Origin of the sequence: Mesorhizobium sp. WSM3873, from assembly GCF_001672445.1 — a bacterium.
Lineage (GTDB): Bacteria > Pseudomonadota > Alphaproteobacteria > Rhizobiales > Rhizobiaceae > Mesorhizobium.
Window position 1 is genome coordinate 77,388 of the sequence record NZ_LYTM01000055.1, and the last position, 22,867, is coordinate 100,254.

Genomic DNA, 22,867 nt, shown 5'->3' on the forward strand with positions numbered 1-22,867 from the left:
AGCTTCGATAAGGAGCCGGGTCTCAGCAGACCGTAGCGGCCGCCACGGGACGGTTGACGGCTCCGACCGGCATGTTCGGCACGAGGCGACGGTCGGCGGGGATCAGCTTGCGAGCGACGACGTAAATCACAGACACGACGACGACGGCTACATAGCTGTCTATTGCATAGTGCCATGCCAGATAGACCGAGCTGACAGCAACAAAGGCTACGTAGAGCAGAGCGAAGACGCCGAGCAGGCGGCTGTATTCGCGCACGAATAATGCATTGAGCATCGCAAGGCCGACGTGAACGCTGGGAAACGCCGAGATACCCGTGGCAAAACCGGTCTGCTTGGCCTCATACAGCGACCATAGATACTGCTGGTAGGCGGCAGCGGAGTTGCTCGACCCAGCCCCGCGGGCCAGGAATGCAAGCTGTTCACCAAACCGCGCCGTGTCTCCCGTGACCGCGCCGTAAAATGCCGGACCCGCCGAGAGGAACAGCGCCGCCAGGATGTTCCCGACAACAATCCAGACTGCCATAAAGCAGGCGAGATAGCGCGTTCGGACCGATGCCACCATGGGCGATGTCGCGACGAAGAACAAGCCGACGAAATTCAGCAGAAACCAGAAGACGTTGTAGTTCCATTCTATTATGGCGCGCACCAGATCACTTTCGGCCACGGAGTAGAGCCAGCGCCACGGATCGGCGCCCAAATGGAGGAAAGCGTCGATGTCGGCGTGCAGGACATCGAATTGAAAACCGCCTTGCCAGGCCGACATTCCGTTTTTCACTGAAGTGAAATTGCCCTGAAAGATCATGAGCGCCATCAGAAGGCACAATCCCGATAGCGAGTATGCCAACCGCCCGGTCGAAAACACTCTTTTCGCAGCCAAACGTCGCCGGGAATTGAAGCGATGCATAATGAGAATTGCGTCGGCAAGGATGGCTATTGTGGGAAGTGCGAAGCCGTTGAGAGAAATCCAGGACCCGAAATATATCGAGAACGCGAGGCGGTTGGCGGCGCCAATCGCGTTCAGAAAGATCAGCCCGGCCAAAACATAAATGACGATGGCCAGATAGAGGCCCGAATCCCTGCGAACGAGTTGGGCTGCCTCCGTGACGATTGCCCACAGGCCGCGGAGGACCGAATAGCTTTGCGTCATTGCCGAGCCCCAAGCTGCAATAGCTGCCCGTCTTTATGAGGAAAACTTCTAGATTTCGTTAGCTTGCGGGCACCGTTACCCGCCGCAGCGTCAGATTGATACGGCCGCCACTCCTCAACAGCGCCGAGGTCGCCGGGTAGATGCGGTCGACGCCGTGGAAACAGAGGCGTCCCTCGCCGCCAAGCACGACGACATCGCCGCTCTTCAGCCTGAACGATTTGGTGCCGCCTTCGCGCGTGGTGTGACCGATCCGAAACAGGCAGTCGTCGCCGAGCGACACCGAAACGACGGGTGCTGCGAAATCCTGCTCGTCGCGGTCCTGGTGCAGGCCCATCTTGGCCTCGCTCGAATAGAAATTGACGAGGCAGGCTTCCGGCGCGTGCGGACAGGCCGACACCTCGCGCCACACTTTTAGCAGGGCTTGGGGGATGGGCGGCCAGGGCTCGCCTGTCACCGGGTGCATCGGCTGGTAGCGATAGCCGCGCTCGCGGTCGGTCACCCAACCGAGCGCGCCGCAATTGGTCATGCGCACGCTCATCTCCTTGCCGGTGCGCGGCATGGCAGGCACGTAAAGCGGCGCCGCCTGCACGACGCGCCTGATCTCCTCGACCAGCGCTTCCTGCTCCGTGCGCGGCAGATACCCCGGCATATGGCGAACGCCCTTGGGCAGAACGAGCATGGCATTCGATCCGATCAGTTCGTCCGAGCATGCCACCGGCAGAACGGCTTCGCGACCCGAAAGCGGCCGTCGTCGGATGTCGGCCCCTAGTCGCTTTCAACCCGGCCGCGCAGCTTCTTCACCGTCGAGCGCCCGGCCTTGGTCTTGAGGCGCCGCTCGACGGCGCCCTTTGAAGGCTTCGTCTTCTTGCGCGGCGGCGGCGGCGGCTCGGCCGCCTTGGCGACCAGTGCCGTCAACCTGGCTCGCGCGTCGGCGCGATTCTGTTCCTGAGTGCGGAAGCGCCCGGCCTCGATGACGATGACGCCATCCTTGGTGGCGCGCTGGCCGGCGAGCTTGATGGCGCGCTCCCGCACCCGCTCCGACAGGCCCGGCGCATTGGCGGCGTCGAAGCGCAGCTGGACGGCGGTCGCCACCTTGTTGACGTTCTGGCCGCCCGGCCCGGAAGAGCGGATGAAGTCCTCGTGCAGGTCGTCCGGATGGATGACCGCGTCACTGGCGATGATGATCCTGTCGTCGGCATTCATGCGCACAGTCATGGCGCGGCGGCGGGAAAAAGAAAAGGCCCGGCCGAAGCCGGGTCCTGGAGAAAGAGATGTTCGGAGCGGCAGCTATTCCGCCGCCTCCTGCAGGCGCGGTGCCGCGCCGCGGATGGCCGCGTCGACATGTGTTTCGAATTTCTCGAAGTTGGCGGCGAACATGTTGACCAGCTTGGAGGCCTGCCGGTCATAGGCCGCCTTGTCGGCCCAGGTCGAGCGCGGATCGAGAATGGCGCCGTCGACGCCCGGCACCGCCACCGGCACCTCGAAGCCGAAATTGGCATCGGTGCGGAATTCGGCGGCATTGAGCGAGCCGTCGAGCGCCGCGCCGAGCAGGGCGCGCGTCACTTTGATCGGCACGCGACGGCCGGTACCATAGGCGCCGCCGGTCCAGCCGGTGTTGACCAGCCAGCAATCGACGCCGTGGCCGGCGATCAGCTCGCGCAGCAGATTGCCGTATTCTGACGGATGGCGCGGCATGAAGGGCGCGCCGAAGCAGGTCGAGAAGGTCGCCTCTGGCTCAGTTATGCCCTTTTCGGTGCCGGCGACCTTGGCGGTATAGCCTGAAAGGAAGTGATACATCGCCTGCGCCGGCGTCAGCCGGGCGATCGGCGGCATCACGCCGAAGGCGTCGGCCGTCAGCATGATGATGTTTTTGGGATGGCTGGCGCGTCCGGTCTTCGAGGCATTGGGAATGTAGTCCAGCGGATAGGCGCAGCGCGTGTTCTCCGTGAGGCGGCCGTCGTCGAAATCCGGCACGCGGTCGGCGCCGAGCACGACATTTTCCAGCACGGTGCCGAAGCGCTGAGTGGTGGCGAATATCTCAGGCTCCGCCTCGGCCGACAGCCTGATCGTCTTGGCGTAGCAGCCGCCTTCGAAGTTGAAGATGCCGTGCGGCCCCCAGCCATGCTCGTCGTCGCCGATCAGTGTGCGCGATGGATCGGCCGACAGTGTCGTCTTGCCTGTGCCGGAAAGGCCGAAGAAGACGGCCGCGTCGCCGGCGGGTCCTTCATTGGCCGAGCAATGCATCGGCATGACACCTTTTTGCGGCAGCAGGTAGTTCAGCACGGTGAACACCGATTTCTTCATCTCGCCGGCATAGGACGTGCCGCCGATCAGCACGATCTTGCGGGTGAGATCGACCGCGATAACCGTCGCCGCGCGGGTGCCGTGGCGGGCCGGGTCGGCGCGGAAGGACGGCAGGTCGATGATCGTCATCTGCGGTACGAATTGGTCGAGCTCGGCGGCTTGCGGGCGGATCAGGAGATTGCGGATGAACAGCGAGTGCCAGGCGAATTCCGTCACGACGCGAACCGGCAGCTGGAACTCGGCGTCGGCGCCGCCGACGAGATCCTGCACATAGAGATCCTTGGCCGCAGCATGGGCGCGGAAATCGGCGAGGAGCGTCTCGAACTGCGCCGGCGAGATCGCCTTGTTGTTTTCCCACCAGACATGCGGGGCGGTGCTGTCGTCACGCACCACGAACTTGTCCTTCGGCGAGCGTCCGGTGTGCTGGCCGGTCTCGGCAACCAGCGCGCCCTGCGCGGTCAATTTCGCCTCGCCGCGGCGGATCGCTTCCTCATAGAGCTCGGCAGCGCCGAAATTATATCGCACCGTGCCCGTGGTCCTCAGGCCGATCGCGTCAATGGCGCGGTCGGGGTTGCGTTTGCCGGCTTCCGACATCAATTTCCTCTCCGGATTTTGGCCGCGTCTGACCGGTCATTGCCGGAACGCGCAAGGGACTAGTTAGGGTCAGAACCAGAAAAGGCGAATGATATCAAATCATTAATCGATTTAAAAATTTTGAAAGTTGTTTAAATCGTTTATATGTGCAAAAAATCACAGAGGTTGCCCAAAGGATTGGCAGGCTTCGTTCGTCCAATCCGGTTACGGGTGCGATCGTGTGTAGCGGCAGGCCGCCCGTGACTTCGGACAAGGCCCGTGCCACATTTTGTACCCAATTTGTCCTGCAAAAGCCCTTTCTCGACGACAGAAGGGACAGCTCATGAGGGAGCCGCTTGAAATGGCAACAATCGCGCTTGTCGACGACGACCGAAATATTTTGACTTCGGTATCGATCGCGCTCGAATCCGAGGGCTACCGCGTCGAAACCTACACCGACGGCGCGTCGGCACTCGAAGGCCTGGCGGCGCGGCCGCCCAACCTCGCCATCCTCGACATCAAGATGCCGCGCATGGACGGCATGGAGCTGTTGCGCCGGATGCGGCAAAAATCCGACTTGCCGGTGATCTTCCTGACCTCGAAGGACGACGAGATCGACGAACTGTTCGGCCTCAAGATGGGGGCCGACGACTTCATCCGCAAACCGTTCTCGCAGCGCTTGCTTGTCGAGCGGGTGCGCGCGGTGCTGCGCCGCACCAGCGCCCGCGAGGCGGCCGCCAAGGCGCCCAGCCAGCAGGCGCGCTCGCTCGAGCGCGGCCAACTGGTGATGGACCAGGAGCGGCACACCTGCACCTGGAAGGGCGAGCCGGTGACGCTGACTGTAACCGAGTTCCTGATCCTGCATTCGCTTGCGCAGCGCCCCGGCGTGGTAAAAAGCCGTGATGCGCTGATGGACTCGGCCTATGATGAGCAGGTCTATGTCGACGACCGCACCATCGACAGCCACATCAAGCGGCTGCGCAAGAAGTTCAAGGCCGTCGATGACGACTTCGAGATGATCGAAACCCTTTACGGAGTCGGGTACCGGTTTCGGGAAGCTTGATATAGTGAATAGTCAATGGTGAATGGTGGATGGTGCGAGCGGCCCACTGGGCTCTATCTAATCGCCCCATTTTTCCATTCGCCATGCACCATTCACCGGACAGGGACTGCTAGTTGATGGCAGTGGAAGCAGAGCGAGGCAGGCGGGCGGGCGCGGCGAAGCGCCCGTCGCGTATCGTGCCTGCATTCCTGTCGAAGGTCACGGTGCCGATGCGCCGCTTCCTCGGCCACCACATCTTCTCCAGCCTGACGCGGCGCATCCTGTTTCTCAACCTGGCCGGCCTCGCCGTGCTGGTCACGGGCATCCTCTATCTCAACACCTTCCGCGACGGGCTGATCGACGCCCGCGTCGAAAGCCTGATGACGCAAGGCGAGATCATCGCCGGCGCCATCGCGGCCTCGGCGACGGTCGAGACCGACTCGATCAGCATCGATCCGGAAAAGCTGCTCGAGCTGCAGGCCGGCGAAAGCCTGGGGCCAGGCTCCGACCAGCTCGACAATCTCGACTTCCCGATCAATCCCGAGCGCGTGGCGCCGGTGCTGCGGCGGCTGATCTCGCCGACCCGCACGCGCGCCCGCATCTACGACCGCGACGCGAACCTGCTGCTCGATTCGCGGCATCTCTATTCGCGCGGCCAGATCCTGCGCTACGACCTGCCGCCTGTCGACGACGAGCAGCCCGGCCTGTTGGAGCGCGTCGAGAAATTCGTCTTCGACTTCTTCCGCAACAAGGACCTGCCCGTCTATCACGAACAGCCCGGTGGCAATGGCGCGGCCTTCCCCGAAGTGGTCAAGGCGCTGACCGGCAGTCCCTCGACCATCGTGCGGGTAAGCGAGCAGGGCGAACAGATCGTCTCGGTAGCGGTGCCGATCCAGCGCTTCCGCGCCGTGCTCGGGGTCTTGATGCTGTCCACCGAAGGCGGCGACATCGACAAGATCGTCGCGGCCGAACGCAAGGCGATCCTGCGCGTGTTCGGCATCGCGGCGCTTGTCACGGCCATCCTCTCGCTGCTGCTGGCCTCCACCATCGCCAATCCGCTGCGGCGGCTGTCGGCTGCCGCCGTACGGGTGCGGCGCGGCGTCAAGAACCGCGAGGAGATCCCTGACTTCTCCGACCGTCAGGACGAGATCGGCAATCTGTCGATCGCGGTGCGCGACATGACAAACGCGCTCTATGCGCGCATCGAGGCGATCGAAAGCTTCGCGGCCGATGTCTCGCACGAGCTCAAGAATCCGCTGACCTCGCTGCGCAGCGCGGTCGAAACGCTGCCGCTGGCCAAGAACGACACCTCACGCGCGCGCCTGATGGAAATCATCCAGCACGACGTGAAGCGGCTCGACCGACTGATCACCGATATTTCCGATGCGTCGCGGCTCGACGCCGAATTGGCGCGCGAGGATGCCTCGACGGTCGATCTGAAGAAGTTCATCACCGATCTTGTCGCGGTCTCGCGCGAGACGACGCGCAACAAGAAGTCGGTCGAGATCGAGCTCAAGGTCGCCAAGCTGCCGCAGGGCGTCAAAGGCTACGTCGTGGTCGGCCATGATCTGAGGATCGGCCAGGTCATCACCAACCTGATCGAGAACGCGCGTTCCTTCGTTCCCGAGGAACACGGCCATATCACCATCTCGCTGGCGCGCGCCGGCAAGTTCAACATCGTCACCGTCGACGACAACGGTCCGGGCATCAGAGCCGAAAAGATCGATCGCATCTTCGAGCGCTTCTATACCGACCGGCCCGCCGGCGAGGCCTTCGGCCAGAACTCCGGCCTCGGCCTGTCGATCAGCCGGCAGATCGTCGAAGCGCATGGCGGCACGCTGACGGCGGAAAACATCCCCGGCACCAAGCCGGGCGAGATCAAGGGCGCGCGCTTCGTGGTGACCCTGCCGGCCGAAGGCTGATCTCCGTTCCCAGACAGAAACGATCATGTCCGATCCTGCCGTGAAGCCCGAAAACATCCACGCAACGGCGATCCTGATCGGCGATCGCGGCGTCCTCATCACCGGGCCGTCCGGCGCCGGCAAGACGACGCTGGCGCTGACGCTCATCGACCATTGCCGGGTGCGCGGGCTGTTTTCGCGACTGATCGGCGATGACAGGCTGCTTGCCGCCCCGCGTCACGGGCGGCTGGTCTGCCGGGCGCCGGCCACCATCGCCGGTCTCGCCGAAGTGCCCGGCTTCATTCCGAGCCCGCTGCCGTTCGAGCCGGGCGGCGTGATCGACCTGCACGTCCGGCTGGTGCCGAAAGAGGAAATGGCCCGCTTCCAGGAAGAAATCAGCGAGCCGGTCGCGGGCTGCCCGGTGCCGCGCATCGATCTTGCCGAGCGCAATGTTGTCACAGGCGTGCCGGCCGTGATGGCGCGGCTGTCGATAGCGCCTTTTTCATGATCCGGTCCGGATTTTTTGCTGCAATGCGTCAAAATGGACCGGGCCGTCGCAATTTTGGGCTTGTCAACCGGCCGTGCGTCGACAAGATAGCGCTCCCGCCGCCTGGAATGGTTGGCGAACATAAAATACGCCAGTGAAGCGGCGATGACGGGAGCCACCAAAGAATGATCGGACTCGTGCTCGTGACGCACGGTCAACTCGCCACCGAGTTCCGGCATGCCGTCGAACACGTGGTGGGGCCACAGGACAATTTCGAAACGGTCGCGATCGGCGCCGACGACGACATGGAGAAGCGCCGGGCCGACATCGTCGACGCGGTGGCACGCGTCGACACCGGGGCCGGCGTCATCGTGCTCACCGACATGTTCGGCGGCACGCCTTCCAATCTCGCCATCTCGGTGATGGAATCGGGCCGCACGGAGGTCATCGCCGGCATGAACCTGCCGATGCTGATCAAGCTCTCCTCGGTCCGCAAGGGCGACAACATGGCGGCCGCGCTCGACGAGGCGCAGGCCGCGGGGCGCAAATACATCAACGTCGCCAGCCAGCTTCTGAGCAGCAAATGAACGCCCATGCGCCGGAAAGAGACGAGGTTGTGCGAGAGTTTCCGATCGTCAACCAGCGCGGCTTGCATGCCCGCGCCTCGGCCAAGTTCGTCCAGGTCGCCAGCGGCTTCGACGCAACCATCCATGTCGAGAAGGACGGCGTGAAGGTCGGCGGCACCTCGATCATGGGCCTGATGATGCTGGCGGCAAGCCCCGGCTATTCGATCCGCGTCACCGCCAGCGGTCCGCAAGCCGGTCCGGCCATGGACGCGCTGGAGCAATTGGTCGCGTCGCGCTTCGGCGAGGAAATCTGACGGTTGCCGCTCGCTGCTCGCATTGTCTCGAAAGACATGCACGAATAAAGATTTCTTTATATCCCATTGTCGTTTGGCAGCCGATCTGCTAGTCAGGCCGGCAATCCGCGCCCTCCATGCGCCGTCCCGGCGCCGGCGCGCTTTTGAAGACAATCACACCGGAGCACTGCCATGACGGGTAGCAAGGACTATGTGGTCGCCGACATTTCGCTTGCCGGCTGGGGCCGCAAGGAGATCGAGATCGCCGAAACCGAGATGCCGGGCCTGATGGCCTGCCGCGAGGAATTCGGCGACAAGAAGCCGCTCAAGGGCGCGCGCATCACCGGCTCGCTGCATATGACGATCCAGACCGCGGTGCTGATCGAGACGCTGAGAGCGCTGGGCGCAGATATACGCTGGGCCTCCTGCAACATCTTCTCCACCCAGGATCACGCCGCCGCGGCGATCGCCGAGGCCGGCATTCCTGTCTTCGCCATCAAGGGCGAGTCGCTACAGGACTACTGGGATTACACCGACCGGATCTTCCAGTGGGCCGACGGCGGCACGTCCAACATGATCCTCGACGACGGCGGCGACGCCACCATGTACATCCTGCTCGGCGCGCGCGCCGAGGCGGGTGAGGACGTGCTGTCCAGTCCCGGCAGCGAAGAGGAAGAGATCCTGTTCGCCCAGATCAAGAAGCGCATGAAGGCTTCGCCGGGCTTCTTCGCCAAGCAGAAGGAAGCGATCCGCGGCGTCACCGAGGAGACGACCACCGGCGTCAACCGCCTCTACCAGCTGCAGAAGAAAGGCCTGCTGCCCTTCCCGGCGATCAACGTCAACGACTCCGTCACCAAGTCGAAGTTTGACAACAAATACGGCTGCAAGGAATCGCTGGTCGACGGCATCCGCCGCGGCACCGACACGATGATGGCCGGCAAGGTCGCGGTCGTCTGCGGCTACGGCGACGTCGGCAAGGGCTCTTCGGCCTCGCTGCGCGGCGCCGGCGCTCGCGTCAAGGTGACCGAGGTCGACCCGATCTGCGCGCTGCAGGCGGCGATGGACGGCTACGAAGTGGTCACGCTGGAAGACGCAGCCCCCACCGCCGACATCGTCATCACCACCACCGGCAACAAGGACGTCGTCACGCTCGACCATATGCGGGCGATGAAGGACATGGTGATCGTCGGCAACATCGGCCACTTCGACAACGAGATCCAGGTGGCGTCTCTGCGCAACCTGAAATGGACCAACGTCAAGCCGCAGGTGGACATGATCACCTTCCCGGACGGCAAGCGGATGATCCTTCTGTCCGAAGGCCGCCTGCTCAACCTGGGCAACGCCACGGGCCATCCGAGCTTCGTCATGTCGGCTTCGTTCACCAACCAGGTGCTGGCTCAGATCGAGCTGTTCACCAAGCACGGCCAGTACCAGAACCAGGTCTATGTGCTGCCCAAGCACCTCGACGAGAAGGTGGCGCGGCTGCATCTCGACAAGCTTGGCGCGCGCCTCACCGAGCTCTCTTCCGAGCAGGCGGCCTATATCGGCGTGACGCCGCAGGGCCCGTTCAAGCCTGAGCACTACCGCTATTAACCAAAACGAAAATATCTACAACATATTGAAGCCGGGTGTTGACTTTGCGCCCGGCTTCATTTTTTGCACCTGTGATTCTTCACGCCGATTCCGGCAGGCGTTATTGTTGTGATTCGCGGTCCGGGGACAGTTGGGCCGGGGACGCATTCAGGGCGGTCTTGCATTCAAGCGGCGAAGAGGACCAAGACATGCCGGGGGATAACCCGCCACGCGCGGGAAAGGCCGTTTCCGGCGGCCACGAGGATTCGATCACGACCGGCTCCGCCGCGGCGGGCGGAGCCCTCTCATGGCGCGCCGGCGCCCGTCTCGGCACGCTTCTTGCCGCCGCCATGTCTGCCGCCCCATTGCTTAGCGTTGCGGCGCATGCCGATACGGGCGTGGCCGCGGCGGTCAGCACGGTCGAAGTGATGCAACTTGCCATGTTTGCCGGCGTCATGGGGGCAGCCCTTGTCTCGGCCATCTTCCTGATCCGCGAGCGGGCACGGACGGCGTCGCAAAATGTCCAGCTCAGGGCGCGAATCGCCGACGTCAACGCGGCCCTGCAGCGCTCCGAGGCGCTGCTCAATTTGCGCGACCAGCGCGTCGTCGTGTGGAGTTCGGAGATCAAGAAACCGGAGCTGATCGGCAGCCTGCCGCTCGAAAGCGGCGCACCGGACGAGCGGTCCGCCTTCCTCGCTTTCGGCCGCTGGCTGATGCCGCGCTCCGCCGCGGCGCTCGAGAACGCCATAGCGGCGCTGCGCGACCAGGCGAAGACTTTCGACCTCGTCATCGAAACGCAGGCGGGCATGCCGCTGGAGGTGCATGGCCGCAAGAGCGCCGCGCATGTCCTGGTCCGCTTCATATCGCTGTCGGAAACGCTGCGCAGCCAGGCCCGGCTGAAGATCGAGAACCAGCGGCTCAGCGCCGACTACGATACCATGCTCGGCCTGCTCGACGCGCTGAAGATGCCGACATGGCTGCGGGCGGCCGACGGTCGGCTGAAATGGGTCAACCGCGCCTATGCCGAGGCTGTCGAAGCGGGAAGCGCGGAGGCCGCCGTGCGCGAGGCCAAGGAGTTCCTCGGCGGACAGGCGCGCGAGCAGATTGCCGAACAGCACAAGTCGCGCCCCGTCTTCGAGCAGACATTGTCGACGGTGATCGAGGGTGATCGCCACATGTTTTCGGTCACCGACTTTGCCAGCGCCGACGGCTCGGCGGGGCTCGCCTGCGACATCAGCGCCATCGAGACGATCCGCGCCGAATATGAGCGCACCGTGCGCAGCCATGCCGACACGCTCGACCAGCTCAACACGGCGGTGGCGATCTTCGATACCGATGAAAACCTGCGCTTTTTCAACCAGGCATTCCAGAAACTGTGGGGCCTGGACGGCGGCTTCCTGCACAGTGCCCCCTCCAACGCGCTGCTGCTCGACCGGCTGCGCAGCGAAGGCAAGATCGCCGAACAGCCGGAATGGCGGCGCTGGAAGGAGAACCTGCTCGGCGCCTATCGCGCCGTCGAATCGCAGGAGCATTGGTGGCACCTGCCGGACGGCAAGACGATCCGCGTGGTGGCCAACCCGCAGCCCAAGGGCGGCGTCACCTGGGTGTTCGAGAATCTGACCGAGAAGATGGACCTCGAAAGCCGCTACCAGACCGCCGTGCGTGTGCAGGGCGAGACGCTGGACAATCTGGCGGAGGGCGTGGCGGTGTTCGGCCCGGACGGACGGCTGCGCCTGTCCAACCCCGCCTTTATCGCGCTGTGGGGGCTGGCGCCGGACGCGATCAAGGCTAACGTGCATGTCTCGGCGATCCGCGATCTTTGCGACCAACGCGCGGCAGACAGTCCGTGGGGCGGCTTCGTCGCCGCCATCACCGGCTTCGACGACGAACGCCGCGACCGCCACGGCCAGGCCGAACTCGTCAACGGCACGGTGCTGAGCTATGCCGTGATCCACCTGCCCAACGGGCAAGTGATGATGACCTTTGTCGACGTCACCGACACCGTCAATGTCGAGCGGGCGCTGAAGGACAGGAACGAGGCGCTGGAGAAGTCAGACCAGTTGAAGAACGAGTTCGTGCAGCACGTCTCCTACGAACTGCGCTCGCCGCTGACCAACATCATCGGCTTCACCGAACTGCTGTCGCTGCCGACGACGGGACCGCTGACGGCGAAGCAGCGCGAATATGTCGAGCATGTCGGCTCGTCGTCCTCGGTGCTGCTCACCATCGTCAACGACATACTGGATCTTGCGACGGTCGATGCCGGCATCATGCAGCTCGACATTTCCGAGATGAGCATCGACAGGACGATCGCCGCGGCCGCCGAGCTGGTCGCCGATCGGCTGGAGGAGCATCAGATCAAGCTCAAGGTCGACGCTGCATCGGCGCCGAAGAGCTTCCACGGCGACGAGATCCGGGTCCGCCAGATCCTCTACAATCTCTTGAGCAATGCCGCGAATTATGCCCCAGCGGCGAGCACGATCACGCTCACTTGCCGTCAAATGGCCGACGGCGTCGAATTTTCGGTGCATGACGACGGGCCGGGCATGCCGCCGGACGTGCTGGAATCGGTCTTCCGACGCTTCGAGCCGCGCGCCAATGGCGGCCGCCGACGCGGCGCCGGGTTGGGGCTGTCGATCGTCAAGAGCTTCGTCGAATTGCATGGCGGAACGGTGCGCATCGAGACCGGCGCGGACAAGGGCACGACCGTGATCTGCACCTTCCCAGAGACGCCCTCCGGCGGCATCCGCGAAGCGGCCGAGTAACGCGCTTTGGCAGAAATGGTGTTGAGACGTTTTCTCGCCGACGAGGCGGCGACCGCAAGGCTTGGCGAAGACCTTGCCATGGCGCTGCGGGCTGGCGACGCGATTGCGCTGAAAGGCGATCTCGGCGCCGGCAAGTCGACGCTGGCCCGCGCGCTCATCCGGGCGCTTGCCGACGACGCCGGCCTCGAAGTGCCGAGCCCGACCTTCACGCTGGTGCAGAGCTACGAGACGCGGATACCCGTGCACCATTTCGACCTCTACCGCCTATCCTCGCCGGACGAGCTCGACGAGCTCGGCCTCGACGACGCGCTGGCGCAGGGCGCGGCACTGATCGAATGGCCGGACCGAGCCGGCGACCAGCTGCCGGCAAATGCGCTCCAGGTCGAGCTTATCGAGCAGGGCGCGGGCCGGTCGGCAAGGATCTCCGGACAGGGAGCCGCCTTCGAGCGCGCGGCGCGCTCGCTGGCGATGCGTGATTTCCTGGCCTCGGCCGGCTGGGGCGAAGCGAGCCGCCGTCATTTCGTCGGCGACGCGTCCGCCCGTTCCTACGAGATCGCCTCGCTTCCCGGCCGGGCGCCGCGGGTGCTGATGAACTCGCCGCGCCTGGTGCTCGGACCGCCGGTGCGGGACGGCAAGCCTTACGCCGTGATCGCTCACACCGCACAATCGGTCACCGCCTTCGTCGCCATCGACCGCGCACTTCTCGCCGCCGGCGTCAGCGTGCCGCTTACCCATGCGCAGGATCTCGACCAGGGCTTTCTGCTGCTCGAACATCTCGGCTCGGAAGGATTTTTGGGCGGCGACGGCCAGCCGATCGTCGAGCGCTATGAGGCAGCGGCGGAGCTGCTCGCCATGATGCATGGCAAGGCCTGGCCCGACCGCATGGAGGCCGCGCCGGGCGTGTACCACGACGTTCCGCCCTTTGACCGCGAGGCGATGCTGATCGAAGCGGACCTTCTGGTCGATTGGTATGTGCCGATGGTCACCGGCGAGCCGGCAAGCGATGCATTGCGGGCAGGCTACCACAAGGCATGGAACGCGGTGCTCGACCGGCTCGAGGGCCAGGAATACACGCTGATGCTGCGCGACTTCCATTCGCCCAACATCATCTGGCGGGCAGAGCGTTCCGGCCTCGATCGGCTCGGCATCATCGACGTGCAGGACGCGCTGATTGGCCCGGCGGCTTACGACGTCGCCTCTTTGGCCATGGATGCGCGTGTCACCGTCTCGACCGAGATCGAGCGGCGGACGGTCGAAGCCTATGTCGCAGCGCGGCGTTCGGCCGGCGCCTTCGACGAAGCCGGCTTCGCCGAGGCCTATGCGATCATGGCGGCGCAGCGCAATTCGAAGATCCTCGGCATCTTCGTGCGGCTCGAAAAGCGCGACGGCAAGCCCTACTATCTGAAGCACCTGCCGCGCATCCGCGACTATCTGAGGCGGGCGCTGGCGCATCCGGCGCTTGCCGGCCTGAAGGAATTTTACATGGCCCACGGCCTGCTCGAGGAGCGCTCGCCATGAAGCCGAAGACCGCGATGGTGCTTGCGGCCGGTCTCGGCAAGCGCATGCGGCCGATCACCGACACGATGCCGAAGCCGCTGGTGACGATCGCCGGCAAGACCTTGCTCGACTGGGGGTTGGACAGCCTGGAAGCCGCCGGCGTCGCCAGCGCCGTCGTCAACGTTCACTACCTGCCGGAGCAGATCATCGCCCATGTCGCTGGCCGCCAGGCGCCGAAGATCGTCATTTCCGACGAGCGCGCGGGCTTGCTGGACTCAGCCGGCGGCATCGTCAAGGCGCTGCCGCTCTTGGGGAGCGAGCCTTTCTACATCATCAATGCCGATACGTTCTGGATCGACAGCGGCGAGCCCAGCCTCGAGCGCCTCGCCCTTGCATGGGACGCCGCCAGAATGGATATTCTGCTGATGCTCACCGATCTCGACTCAGCGATCGGACACTGCGTCGGCACCGATTTCCTCGTGGCGCCGGACGGCGCGCTGCGCCGTTCCAAAGGCGACCCTGCCGGCTTGATCTATGCCGGTGCCGCGATCATCCATCCGCGCATCTTCAAGGATGCGCCCGAAGGCCCGCATTCGATCAATGCCTATTTCGACAAAGCAATCGCCGCCGGCCGCCTGTTCGGCATGAAGATGAGAGGCCGCTGGATCACCGTCGGGACGCCGGACGCCATTCCGGCGGCCGAAGCGGCGGTCACCGGCGCGCCCGCGACCGCATCGGCCCAAAAATCGGGTCCAATTTTTGGAAAGCACGATGCGTAGATTCAAAGAGTTAGATCGTCGTTTGTGCGCCCAAACGGGCGCACGGCGATCCCATGCGGTATGAGCGGCTCGCGCCGCGTCTTTTCCATCCCGTCCGGAGCGCCGTTCCTGCCGACGCTGGCGGAGGCGTTGCTCGAAGGCCGCCTGATCCCAACCTTCCGCTTCGACGGCGAGCCGCTGGCGCTGGCTGACGCGACCATCTATGTGCCGACGCGGCGCGCGGCGCGCGCCCTGCGCGGCGCCTTCGTCGACATGCTCGGCATACGCTCGGCCATCTTGCCGACGGTGCGGCCGCTCGGCGAGTTCGACGAGGACGAGGCCGCCTTTGACGCCGAGGCGGCACCGGCAATAGACCTCGCACCGCCGATCGCCGCGCAGGAAAGGCTGCTGTTGCTGGCGCCGCTGGTGCGCGCCTGGAAGGAAAGCCTGCCGGCGCACGTCAGGGCGCGCTTCAACGAGGAGTTCGTCGTGCCGACCTCGGCCGCCGACGCCATTTGGCTTTCGCGCGACCTTGCCCGGCTGATGGACGAGATCGAGACCGAGGGGACGGATTGGGCGAAGCTCGCCACGCTGGTCACCGGCAACCTTGCGGGCTGGTGGCAGGTGACGCTCGATTTCCTCGGCATCGTCACCGACAACTGGCCGGAGTTGCTCAAAGAGCGTGACCGCTCCAATCCGGCCGCGCACCGCAGCGCGCTGATCCGGCTGGAAGCGGCGCGGCTGAAGCGCAGTCCGCCGACCGGACCGGTGATCGCCGCCGGTTCGACCGGCTCCATTCCAGCCACGGCCGAGTTGCTTGCCGTGATCGCCGGCTTGCCGAACGGCGCCGTCGTGCTGCCCGGGCTCGACCGTGAGCTCGACGACGCGTCCTTCGCGGCGATAACCGCGCCCGGCGCGCGGCCGGCAATACTTGGTCACCCACAATACGGCCTCGCCAAGCTGATCGGCAGCATTGGCATTGAGCGCCGCGATGTCGAGAAGATCGGCGCTGCGTCAAGACCGCTTGCATTACGCGCCGCCCTTGTCGGCGAGGCGCTGCGGCCGGCCGAGACCACCGAGCTTTGGACGGAGTCGCGGCCGCGTTTCCCGGTCAGCGATGTCGAGCAGGCGCTGGCCGGCGTGACGCTGGTCGAGGCTGCCAATGAGCGCGACGAGGCGGCAGCGATTGCCATTGCGCTAAAGCGCGCAGTGGAAACGCCGGGCAAGCGCGCGGCACTCGTCACCGGCGACCGCGCCCTGGCGCGACGCGTCTCGGCCGAGCTGCTACGCTTCGGCGTCGTCGCCGACGATTCCGGCGGCACGCCGCTAGCCAACACGCCGGCCGCCAGCCTGCTCAGGCTGGCGCTAGGCGCAGCATTCCGGCCAGGCGATCCGGTGGGTCTATTGTCGCTGCTCAAGCATCCGCTGCTTGGCCTCGGTCTCGAACGCCAGAGCGTGCGCAAGGCTGCCGAGCTGATCGAGCTGGTGGCGCTGCGCGGCGGCACCGGCCGGCCGGACGTCGCTTCCCTCGACGCGCTTTTCGAGACGCGGCTCGCGGGCCTTGGCGGCGACAGCCGTCAGCCCTTCTGGTTCCAGCGCCTCACGGCACGCGGTATCGAAGAGGCGCGGGGCGTGCTCAATCGCCTCACCGATGCGCTATCCCCGCTCACGGCGATGCGCGGCGAGAAGGATGCCGATATCGCGACATTGACGCGGGCGAGCGTCGTGGCGCTGGAAGGTCTCGGCCGCACGGCCGATGGCAGCCTGACCAGCCTCTATACCGGCGACGCCGGCGAGAAGCTCGCCGAGCTGCTGCGCGGGCTGGTTGCCGCGTCATCGCCGTTTATGTTCGATGCGGGCGAATGGCCCGACGTGATGGAGGCGCTGATCGCGCCGGAAACGGTCAAGCCGGCGCAAGGCACCGACCGCAACATCGCCATCTGGGGCGCGCTGGAAGCTCGCCTGCAAAGCGTCGACACGCTGGTCATCGGCGGCCTCAATGAAGGGGTCTGGCCGCGCAAGCCCGAGAGCGACCGGTTCATGTCGCGGCTGATGAAGACCGGCATCGATCTCGAGCCGCCGGAGCGGCGCATCGGCCTGGCCGCGCATGATTTCCAGATTGCGATGGGTACTGAAACGGTGGTGCTGACCCGCTCGGCCCGATCCGGCGACGCGCCGGCGGTGCCGTCGCGCTGGCTGCAGCGCATCCTGACCTTCATCGGCGAGGACCAGGCGACGGCAGTTCGCCGGCGCGGCGACGCGCTGCTTGCCTGGGCGCGCGCGCTCGATGCCGGCGACAGGAAGGATTTCGCGTCCCGCCCACAGCCGAAACCGCCGCTGCACCTGCGGCCACAGCATTTCTCGGTCACCGAGATCGAGACGCTGCGCCGCGACCCCTATGCGATCTATGCCAGGCGGATTCTCGGCCTGATGCCGCTCGACCCGGTGATCCGCGACCCCGGTGCTGCCGAACGCGGCACGCTGTTCCACGAAATCCTGCATTTGTTTTCGCGCAGGGTGGAAGATCCGAGGGCGCCGGGCGCGCTGGCAGCCCTCATCGAGGCCGGTCGCGCGTGCTTTGCCGACGCGGCACTTCCGCCCGATATCGAGGCGGTGTGGTGGCCGCGCTTCGAAAAGCTCGCGGAAAACATCATCGAATGGGAGCATACCCGCGCCGACGCCGTCGCCCGGCGCTATGCCGAGGAACGCGCCGAAAAGACCGTTGTCGGCCGCACCGGCATCACGCTGTCGGGCTATGCCGACCGGGTCGACCTTCTCGCAGGCGGCATGGCCGACATCCTCGACTACAAGACCGGTTCCTCGCCTTCGAAGGCGCAGGCGCATACGCTTCTGTCGCCGCAGCTGGCACTCGAGGGCGCGCTTCTTCGGCGGGGCGCCTTCAAGGAGCTCGGCATCTGCGAGCCCTCGCAGCTTGCCTTCGTGCGGCTGAAGCCGAACGGCGAGGTGTTCGAGGAATCGATCCTCGAATACAACCGCAAGCCGAAGACCGCCAACGAGCTTGCCGAGGAAGCGTGGGCGCGGCTGGAAAGGCTGCTGTTCCACTATGCTGACCCGACCATCGGCTATCTGTCACGCGCGCTGCCGTTCCGCGAAGGCGAGGCCGATGGCGACTACGACCATCTGGCGCGCGTGCTGGAATGGTCGGCCGGCGGCGCAAGCGAGGACGAGGCGGAAGGATGAGATATCCGATCCCCTCCGACACCGCCGCCAGCCAGGCGCGCGCTTCCGATCCGCAAAATTCCGCCTGGGTCTCGGCCAATGCCGGCTCGGGCAAGACCCATGTGCTGGCGCAACGCGTCATCCGGCTTCTGCTCAACGGCACCGATCCGTCGAAGATCCTGTGCCTGACCTACACGCGCGCCGCCGCCGCCAACATGTCGAACCGCGTGTTCTCGACGTTGTCGGAGTGGACGGCGCTTCCCGACGCCGAGCTTGCGACACGGATCGCGGCGCTCGACGGGCGGGCGGCCGACCGCGATACGATGCGGCGCGCGCGCCGATTGTTTGCCGAGGCGCTGGAAACGCCGGGTGGCCTGAAAATTCAGACCATCCACGCCTTCTGCGAATCGGTGCTGCATCAGTTCCCGCTCGAAGCCAACATCCCGGCGCATTTCGACATGCTCGATCCGCAGATGGAGGCCTCGCTTTTCGCGGATGCGCGCCGCGACATGATTTCGGGTGCCGGCGCCGGTCTCGAAGGCCTGGCAGAAGCCTTTGCCACGGTGCTTGAGCGCGGCGGCGAATTCGGGCTCGACATGCTGCTCTCCGAGATCGTCGGCAAGCGCGACGAACTGCGCGCCTTTATCGAAAAGCTGGGCAGGGACCGGGAATTCCGGCTGCTGTTCGCCGAATTCGGCTTCAAACCCGGACAGACGGCAGCCGGCATTGCCGCTTCGGTCTGGCCGCTGCCGGGCTTTGGGCCGAGCCAGTTCGCTGAATTCGCGCGCGCCGCCGAAGCCGCCGACGCGCGGCAAGTGCTGAACAACGTGCTGCCCTATGCGCAGACCGCTTTTGCCGAAGCCGATCCGATCAGGCGACTGCGACTGCTCGCCAAGGCATTTCTGCGCTCCGATGGCGACCCTTACGATCCACCGAAGATCTTCAAGAAAGCGCTGGTCGACAGGCTGCCCGACCTGCCCGAGCGCTATCTCGCGGCGGCCAAGGCGATCCTCGATGTATCGGACCGGCTGGCGCTGTTCCGCATGCTCGAAGGCACGGCCGCCGCGCTCACCGTCGCCGGTTGGCTGATCGCCCGCTACGAGCAGTTGAAGCGAAGCCGCGGTTTCCTCGACTTCAACGATTTGATCACCCGCACGGTCAGCCTGCTGTCGCGGCCCGATGCCGGGCCGTGGGTGCAGTTCAAGCTCGACCAGGGCATCGACCATATCCTGCTCGACGAGGCGCAGGACACCAGTCCCGACCAGTGGGAAGTGGTGAAGAAGCTGACGGAAGAATTCTTCGCCGGGCTCGGCCAGCGCGAGACGGTGCGGCGCACCGTGTTCGCCGTAGGCGACGAGAAACAGTCGATCTACTCCTTTCAAGGCGCAGCGCCCGATTCCTTTGCCGAAAGCCGGCTTTTGTTTGCCGGGCGGGTGCGCGACGCGGAGGCTTCGTTTGCCGACCTGAAGCTCACCTGGTCGTTCCGCTCGAGCGACGACGTGCTCGCCGCCGTCGACCGCGTCTTCGCCGAACCAGGCGTGCGGCGCGGCATCAGCCACGATCCCGATCCGCTCAGCCACAAGGCGATCCGCACCGATGCGCCGGGCTATGTCGAGGTGTGGCCCTCGATCGGCGCCGAAATGGTCGAAGAGCCCGACGACTGGACCTTGCCGGTCAACCACGCCAGCGCGCCCACCGTGCGCGTGGCCGAACATGTGGCAACGACGATCCAGAACTGGCTGCGCCACGGCGAGGCCATCGAAGGCAAGGGCCGCAAGCTGACCGCCGGCGACATCCTGGTGCTGGTGCGCAAGCGCGATCGCTTCGTGCACGCGCTGTCGCGCAGCCTCAAGAACCGGCAGATCCCGGTCGCCGGCGCCGACAGGCTGAGCCTTCCCGGCCATATCGCCGTGCAGGACCTGATCGCGCTCGGCCATTTTTTGATTCAGCCGGAGGACGACCTGTCCCTGGCCGCCGTGCTGCGCAGCCCGATCTTCGAGGTTTCCGAGGAGACGTTGCTCACGCTCGCCGGCGAGCGGCCAAAGGGCCAGTCGCTGATCGCCTCGCTCCGGCAGCATGCCGGCGGAGACGAGGCCCTGGCCGCCGTCGTTAGCCGACTCGATGGCTGGGCGAACGAGGTGGCGTTCAAGCCGGTGTTCGAGTTCTATGCCGCCGCGCTTTCGCGTGACGGCCTGCGCCGCAAGATGACGGCCCGGCTCGGGCCGGAAGCCGGCGACATCCTCGACGAGTTCCTGAGTTTCTGCCTGGCTGAGGAACGTACCGGCCTGCCGGGGCTGGAATCCTTCCTCTGGACGCTGGAAAACAGCGGGCCGGAGATCAAGCGCGAGATGGACCAGACCCGCAACGAGGTGCGCGTCATGACCGTGCACGCCGCCAAGGGCCTGGAGGCGCCGGTCGTCTTCCTGGTCGACGGCGGCTCGGCGCCGTTCAGCGACCAGCACCTGCCGCGGCTGATGGCCTTCGAAAGCTCGGGCGCTGATTGGAAGGGCAAGGGCTATCTCTGGCGCTCGGCGAGTGATGTCGCCAACGGCGTTTCGAAAGCGGCCTCGGCGCGGGCGCGCGAGCTTGCCGACGACGAATACCGGCGGCTGCTCTATGTCGGCATGACGCGCGCCGAGGACCGGCTGATCGTCTGCGGCTATCACGGCAAGCGCGCGCCGAGCACCGGCACCTGGCATTCGATCGTCAGCCGGGCACTGCTGGGTGCGCCGGAAAGCGCTGAACGGCGGCATCCGGCGACACCCGATGTGGCAGTACATCGCTTCCATATGACCAAGCTGCCGCCGATGGCGCTCAATCAGGCTGAGGAGACGATACCGTTCGATCATGCCGCGCCGCTGCCGGACGACCTGTTCCGGCCGCTCCCGCCCTATGAGGACTTGCCGCGACCGCTCTCGCCTTCAGGCGCCTCGGCGCTGATCGACGAAGCGACGGAAAGCTTGCCCGACACGCGCTCGCCGGTGCTCGACGCGGAAACCGAACCAGGCTTTGCGGTGATGCGCGGGCTGGCACTGCACAAATTGCTGCAGATGCTGCCCGGCATCGCCGAGGACGGGAGGCGGAGCGCGGCCGAACGCTATCTGGCGCGCGCCGGCGCCGACTGGCCGGCTGAAGAGCGCGACACCGCGCTGGAAGCCGTGCTTTCCATCCTGTCCGACAGAAGCTTCGGGGCGCTGTTCTCGCCGTCCTCGCGGGCGGAAGTCGCCGTCATGGGCAGCCTGGAGGTGAAGGGCAAGCTGCGCTCGATCTCCGGCAAGACCGATCGGCTGGCCGTCACCGCGGAAACGGTCTCGATCGTCGACTACAAGACCAACCGGCCGGCGCCGGCCAGCCTGGCCGAAGTGCCGCCGGCCTATGTCCTGCAGCTTGCGCTCTACCGCGCGCTGCTTCAGCCGCTCTATCCGGGCCGCATGGTGACGGCCGCGCTGCTGTTCACCGAGGCGCCGCGCCTGATCGAGCTGCCGGCAGCGGCCATGGACGGTGCCCTTGCCCGACTCACGGGAGCGTGACACAAGAACTGCTTGAACATCGCCACCACAGCCACCACATTTGGTGCAACCCGAGTTTTCGAAAGGATTTCAGCATGGCCACCGTCAAGGTCGACAAGGGCAATTTCCAGGCCGATGTGCTCAATGCCAAGGAGCCGGTCGTGGTGGATTTCTGGGCCGAGTGGTGCGGTCCGTGCAAGATGATCGCCCCGGCGTTGGAAGACATCGCCAAGGAGCTCGGCTCGAAGGTGAAGGTCGCCAAGCTCAACATCGACGAGAATCCCGAGTTGGCCGCCCAGTACGGCGTGCGCTCGATCCCGACGCTGATGATCTTCAAGGGCGGCGAAGTGGCCGACATGAAGGTGGGTGCGGCGCCGAAGACGGCGCTGTCGCACTGGATCAATGGCAGCCTCGCCTGAGCCAATCCGAATATCAGAAAGATCGAGCCCGGCCATCGCGCCGGGCTTTTTCCTTGGCGCCATCGCTGACGGCGCTCTGGCCCTGACGCTTCGGGCAGCCATCTCCTTTCCTTAAGAAAAGGAGAGCCCCATGACCGGAACAGCCAAGGCCACAGTTCACGTCGACAATGAGCGCGTGATCGTCACCGAATACCGCTTCGCCCCGGGCGCCAACACCGGCTGGCACCGCCATGGCCACGACTATGTCATCGTGCCGCTGATGGACGGCAAGGTGAAGCTGGTGACCAAGGACGGCGAATCCTTCGCGGAGATGAAGCAAGGCGCGCCCTATTTCCGCCGGGAAGGCGTCGAGCACGATGTCATCAACGCCAATGACGGCGAATACGCCTTTATCGAGATCGAGCTGAAATAACCTTCGAGGCAGGCGCCGCTACCAATCGGCGACGCGATCGCCGCCGATGAATTGCGCGCTTTTGTCCGTGTATTCGAACAGCTCGATCTTCACGCCGTTGGGGTCTTTGATCCAGGCCTGCCAGGTGCCGTCGCAAGCGAGCTTCTTCGCCGTGACCTCGACCTCTTGCGACCGGATATGGGTGATCGCGGCGTCCATGTCTTCCACCTCCAGGCAGAAGTGGTTGATCTGGTTCGCCTCGCTGTAGCGGGCTTCGGCCTTCTCGAACACCTCGACATGGCTGCGGCCGCCGCAATCGAGATAGAAACCGAAGATCTTGCCGTCGCGCATAAAGTTGAACCGGGTGTCCATGCCGAGCACATCCCGGTAGAAGCCGCGCGTCGCCTCAAGGTCATGCGCGAAGATGCAGATATGGGCCAGCTGGTTCACCTTGATCACGATT

18 protein-coding genes are annotated in these 22,867 nt (G+C 65.1%); 13 read left to right on the top strand and 5 right to left on the bottom strand.

The genetic code is table 11. The features are described from left to right. Positions 1–22: 22 nt before the first annotated feature. The 4 genes from A9K71_RS26375 to A9K71_RS26390 all read right to left on the bottom strand — a co-directional run bounded on the left by A9K71_RS26375 (position 23) and on the right by A9K71_RS26390 (position 4,045). The gene (locus A9K71_RS26375) at positions 23–1,147 is read right to left on the bottom strand and encodes a phosphatase PAP2 family protein (protein ID WP_067002910.1); all 1,125 of its coding nucleotides are present in this window, start codon (positions 1,145–1,147) and stop codon (positions 23–25) included. Between the two features lie 58 nt (positions 1,148–1,205). Then, positions 1,206–1,826, bottom strand: a complete 621-nt coding sequence (locus tag A9K71_RS26380; RefSeq protein WP_067003276.1) for an alpha-ketoglutarate-dependent dioxygenase AlkB — start codon at positions 1,824–1,826, stop codon at positions 1,206–1,208. Positions 1,827–1,912: 86 nt separating this feature from the next. Continuing rightward, positions 1,913–2,350, bottom strand: a complete 438-nt coding sequence (gene arfB, locus A9K71_RS26385) for an alternative ribosome rescue aminoacyl-tRNA hydrolase ArfB (protein ID WP_067002912.1) — start codon at positions 2,348–2,350, stop codon at positions 1,913–1,915. Positions 2,351–2,434: 84 nt separating this feature from the next. Further along, positions 2,435–4,045 (bottom strand): phosphoenolpyruvate carboxykinase, encoded by a 1,611-nt coding sequence (locus tag A9K71_RS26390; RefSeq protein ID WP_067002914.1) that lies wholly within the window; start codon positions 4,043–4,045, stop codon positions 2,435–2,437. Between the two features lie 340 nt (positions 4,046–4,385). On the opposite strand from A9K71_RS26390, the gene A9K71_RS26395 reads away from it, so the two are divergent. The 13 genes from A9K71_RS26395 to A9K71_RS26455 all read left to right on the top strand — a co-directional run bounded on the left by A9K71_RS26395 (position 4,386) and on the right by A9K71_RS26455 (position 22,425). Continuing rightward, positions 4,386–5,087, top strand: coding sequence for a response regulator transcription factor (locus tag A9K71_RS26395; RefSeq protein WP_006201274.1), 702 nt, complete (start codon positions 4,386–4,388; stop codon positions 5,085–5,087). Between the two features lie 209 nt (positions 5,088–5,296). Further along, positions 5,297–6,988, top strand: a complete 1,692-nt coding sequence (locus A9K71_RS26400) for a sensor histidine kinase (protein ID WP_245299793.1) — start codon at positions 5,297–5,299, stop codon at positions 6,986–6,988. Positions 6,989–7,013: 25 nt separating this feature from the next. Then, positions 7,014–7,475: a serine kinase gene (locus A9K71_RS26405; RefSeq protein WP_067002919.1), complete on the top strand. Its 462-nt coding sequence runs from the start codon at positions 7,014–7,016 to the stop codon at positions 7,473–7,475. Between the two features lie 164 nt (positions 7,476–7,639). After that, positions 7,640–8,041 (top strand): PTS sugar transporter subunit IIA, encoded by a 402-nt coding sequence (locus A9K71_RS26410; RefSeq protein ID WP_067002921.1) that lies wholly within the window; start codon positions 7,640–7,642, stop codon positions 8,039–8,041. Next, entirely contained in the window at positions 8,038–8,334 is a 297-nt protein-coding gene (locus A9K71_RS26415; protein WP_067002923.1) for an HPr family phosphocarrier protein, read from the top strand. Before A9K71_RS26410 ends, A9K71_RS26415 begins: the two co-directional genes overlap by 4 nt. A gap of 171 nt (positions 8,335–8,505) precedes the next feature. Next, positions 8,506–9,906, top strand: a complete 1,401-nt coding sequence (ahcY, locus tag A9K71_RS26420) for an adenosylhomocysteinase (RefSeq protein WP_067002925.1) — start codon at positions 8,506–8,508, stop codon at positions 9,904–9,906. Between the two features lie 188 nt (positions 9,907–10,094). Beyond that, positions 10,095–12,650 carry a PAS domain-containing sensor histidine kinase gene (locus A9K71_RS26425; RefSeq protein WP_067003277.1) on the top strand — a complete coding sequence of 852 codons (2,556 nt, stop codon included), beginning with the start codon at positions 10,095–10,097 and terminating at the stop codon, positions 12,648–12,650. Between the two features lie 15 nt (positions 12,651–12,665). Continuing rightward, positions 12,666–14,168, top strand: coding sequence for a tRNA (adenosine(37)-N6)-threonylcarbamoyltransferase complex ATPase subunit type 1 TsaE (gene tsaE, locus A9K71_RS26430; protein ID WP_082980724.1), 1,503 nt, complete (start codon positions 12,666–12,668; stop codon positions 14,166–14,168). Beyond that, on the top strand, positions 14,165–14,926 hold the full coding sequence (locus A9K71_RS26435) for a nucleotidyltransferase family protein (RefSeq protein WP_082980725.1): 762 nt from the start codon (positions 14,165–14,167) through the stop codon (positions 14,924–14,926). Before tsaE ends, A9K71_RS26435 begins: the two co-directional genes overlap by 4 nt. A gap of 60 nt (positions 14,927–14,986) precedes the next feature. Next, positions 14,987–18,106, top strand: coding sequence for a double-strand break repair protein AddB (addB, locus tag A9K71_RS26440; protein ID WP_067002929.1), 3,120 nt, complete (start codon positions 14,987–14,989; stop codon positions 18,104–18,106). Then, complete coding sequence (gene addA / locus A9K71_RS26445) at positions 18,103–21,615, top strand: double-strand break repair helicase AddA (protein WP_067002931.1); 3,513 nt, start codon at positions 18,103–18,105, stop codon at positions 21,613–21,615. The genes addB and addA overlap by 4 nt, the downstream gene beginning before the upstream one ends. Positions 21,616–21,689: 74 nt before the next feature. Further along, positions 21,690–22,013: a thioredoxin gene (trxA, locus tag A9K71_RS26450; protein ID WP_041000044.1), complete on the top strand. Its 324-nt coding sequence runs from the start codon at positions 21,690–21,692 to the stop codon at positions 22,011–22,013. Positions 22,014–22,143: 130 nt separating this feature from the next. Further along, positions 22,144–22,425: a cupin domain-containing protein gene (locus A9K71_RS26455; RefSeq protein WP_067002933.1), complete on the top strand. Its 282-nt coding sequence runs from the start codon at positions 22,144–22,146 to the stop codon at positions 22,423–22,425. 18 nt (positions 22,426–22,443) lie between these two features. Here the strand turns inward: A9K71_RS26455 and A9K71_RS26460 are convergent, their stop codons facing one another. Beyond that, positions 22,444–22,863: a VOC family protein gene (locus A9K71_RS26460; RefSeq protein WP_067002935.1), complete on the bottom strand. Its 420-nt coding sequence runs from the start codon at positions 22,861–22,863 to the stop codon at positions 22,444–22,446. Positions 22,864–22,867: the final 4 nt, after the last annotated feature.

Bases quoted from the DNA above. Each gene is read 5' to 3' on its own strand.
- trxA (WP_041000044.1), top strand. From the start codon at position 21,690: ATGGCCACCGTCAAGGTCGACAAGGGCAATTTCCAGGCCGATGTGCTC.
- A9K71_RS26380 (WP_067003276.1), bottom strand. From the start codon at position 1,826: ATGCTCGTTCTGCCCAAGGGCGTTCGCCATATGCCGGGGTATCTGCCG.
- A9K71_RS26400 (WP_245299793.1), top strand. From the start codon at position 5,297: ATGCGCCGCTTCCTCGGCCACCACATCTTCTCCAGCCTGACGCGGCGC.
- tsaE (WP_082980724.1), top strand. From the start codon at position 12,666: ATGGTGTTGAGACGTTTTCTCGCCGACGAGGCGGCGACCGCAAGGCTT.
- A9K71_RS26410 (WP_067002921.1), top strand. From the start codon at position 7,640: ATGATCGGACTCGTGCTCGTGACGCACGGTCAACTCGCCACCGAGTTC.
- ahcY (WP_067002925.1), top strand. From the start codon at position 8,506: ATGACGGGTAGCAAGGACTATGTGGTCGCCGACATTTCGCTTGCCGGC.
- A9K71_RS26455 (WP_067002933.1), top strand. From the start codon at position 22,144: ATGACCGGAACAGCCAAGGCCACAGTTCACGTCGACAATGAGCGCGTG.
- A9K71_RS26435 (WP_082980725.1), top strand. From the start codon at position 14,165: ATGAAGCCGAAGACCGCGATGGTGCTTGCGGCCGGTCTCGGCAAGCGC.
- A9K71_RS26405 (WP_067002919.1), top strand. From the start codon at position 7,014: ATGTCCGATCCTGCCGTGAAGCCCGAAAACATCCACGCAACGGCGATC.
- A9K71_RS26425 (WP_067003277.1), top strand. From the start codon at position 10,095: ATGCCGGGGGATAACCCGCCACGCGCGGGAAAGGCCGTTTCCGGCGGC.
- A9K71_RS26395 (WP_006201274.1), top strand. From the start codon at position 4,386: ATGGCAACAATCGCGCTTGTCGACGACGACCGAAATATTTTGACTTCG.
- A9K71_RS26375 (WP_067002910.1), bottom strand. From the start codon at position 1,147: ATGACGCAAAGCTATTCGGTCCTCCGCGGCCTGTGGGCAATCGTCACG.
- A9K71_RS26415 (WP_067002923.1), top strand. From the start codon at position 8,038: ATGAACGCCCATGCGCCGGAAAGAGACGAGGTTGTGCGAGAGTTTCCG.
- addB (WP_067002929.1), top strand. From the start codon at position 14,987: ATGAGCGGCTCGCGCCGCGTCTTTTCCATCCCGTCCGGAGCGCCGTTC.
- A9K71_RS26390 (WP_067002914.1), bottom strand. From the start codon at position 4,045: ATGTCGGAAGCCGGCAAACGCAACCCCGACCGCGCCATTGACGCGATC.
- arfB (WP_067002912.1), bottom strand. From the start codon at position 2,350: ATGAATGCCGACGACAGGATCATCATCGCCAGTGACGCGGTCATCCAT.
- addA (WP_067002931.1), top strand. From the start codon at position 18,103: ATGAGATATCCGATCCCCTCCGACACCGCCGCCAGCCAGGCGCGCGCT.